The sequence below is a fragment of the Butyricicoccus sp. genome, assembly GCF_050872565.1.
Taxonomy (GTDB): domain Bacteria; phylum Bacillota; class Clostridia; order Oscillospirales; family Butyricicoccaceae; genus Butyricicoccus_A.
On record NZ_JBNMHC010000468.1, the window covers coordinates 1 to 1,417 of the forward strand.

3 protein-coding genes are annotated in these 1,417 nt (G+C 51.6%); 2 read left to right on the forward strand and 1 reads right to left on the reverse strand.

Annotated features, from left to right (window positions below):
- Together ACR0P9_RS12590 and ACR0P9_RS12595 are read left to right on the forward strand one after the other, a co-directional pair.
- The coding region (locus ACR0P9_RS12590) for a flavodoxin family protein (RefSeq protein WP_432620669.1) at positions 1-481 on the forward strand (481 nt) is incomplete at its 5' end.
- 194 nt (positions 482-675) lie between these two features.
- On the forward strand, positions 676-927 hold the full coding sequence (locus ACR0P9_RS12595) for an HPr family phosphocarrier protein (RefSeq protein ID WP_432620671.1): 252 nt from the start codon (positions 676-678) through the stop codon (positions 925-927).
- A 47-nt stretch (positions 928-974) separates the two neighbouring features.
- Here the strand turns inward: ACR0P9_RS12595 and ACR0P9_RS12600 are convergent.
- Positions 975-1,417, reverse strand: a 443-nt coding sequence (locus tag ACR0P9_RS12600) for a hypothetical protein (RefSeq protein ID WP_432620673.1), incomplete at its 5' end; no start/stop codon positions are given.

Below are 1,417 nucleotides of genomic sequence, written 5' to 3' on the forward strand. Positions count from 1 at the left end.
CGCTTGCTATCAGTGTCTGGAGCGCGGAGACGGTCATTGCATTCAGAATGACGAAGTCAATGCTTGGATTGATAAGATGGTGGAAGCTGACGGCATTATTTTAGCCTCTCCGGTGTATTATGGCGGCATTGCAGGCGGCATGAAGTGCTTCCTTGACCGCGCCTTTTTGGCGGCAGGCCCGAAGCTGCATCATAAGGTCGGTGCTGCGGTTGTCACGCTGCGCCGTTCGGGCGGTCTGGAGACCTATCAGCAGCTCAATGCATACATGAACACGATGGAAATGGTCATGGCAACGTCCGACTACTGGCAGGCAGCGCACGGTTTGGATAAGGGAGAAGTCTGTCAGGACACCGAGGGTGTAGAAGTCATGCAGAAGCTTGGCAGAAATATTGCTTGGCTGGTCAAGCTCATTGCGTACGGCAAGGGCACAGTGGATGCGCCGGAGACCGGTGCACGCACGATGACCAACTTCGTTCGCTGATGCAGAATGCAACAAAAGTTGCGCGCAAAAATTGGGCACTTTGTGGAAATTTTGCTGTGACATGCAGGAACTTCTAAATTCATCTTTCAAAAAAATCCGCTGTATGCTATAATATAGCCATTGGAAAATGGATTTGCGGTGCTGTCACCCGTATGAGCACGCAAAAATGTAAAATTCTCAGGAGGTTTTTCACTATGACTAAGGCAATTCGTGTAAAGAATACCGAAGACATTCAGAAGATCAACAAGATCGTTACCCAGTTCCCGTTCGATGTATGGATTCATGGTAAGTCCGGCATGGTAGACGCAAAGTCTCTGCTGGGTATGTTCCTGCTCAGCCTGAACGAGCCGCTCAAGCTGGTTATCGAGGACGACATTGAGCCGAATCAGGTAAAGAAGCTGTTCCGCGAACTGGAAGACTATCTGGACATTGATGACGACGAATAATTCGTAAATACAGGCAAACAGCGGAGTGCTTGGCACTCCGCTGTTTTTTATCTTTCCAAAAGATCGCGTCGAGCGTGCCGCGCACGCAGATAGGCGATGAGAGTTGGTGTTTTGTGGTCGATGTCATCCTGCGAAACACCGCGCATAACGAGCAGTTCTTCTCGGAGCGGTTCAGAGCCGGTCACAAGACAGTAGCCGGAGTTGGTTTCGGCACAGATGCGTACCGGCATTCGCCGCCAGACCTGTCCGGAACCGGCGGTGCGCTGCTCGTATTGGATACGCTGCTGTTCATATAAGGCATGTCCGGCACCTTCGTCTCTGACTTCCGCACAAAATAGCTGCATGTGCAGGGTTCCTGTCAGTCCGAGCGCCTGTTCCAGTCGCTCTTCCCAATCGTGCGGGAGATAGTCGGCGTCTTCCGGAAAATCCGACTCAATGACAGCGAGCGCGGTCTGTGCATAGTGTGTACTTTCCTTGGGGAGAATCGTAA

What these genes read in the sequence shown, in the direction of transcription:
- ACR0P9_RS12595 (WP_432620671.1), top strand. Translation starts at nt 676, where the DNA reads ATGACTAAGGCAATTCGTGTAAAGAATACCGAAGACATTCAGAAGATC.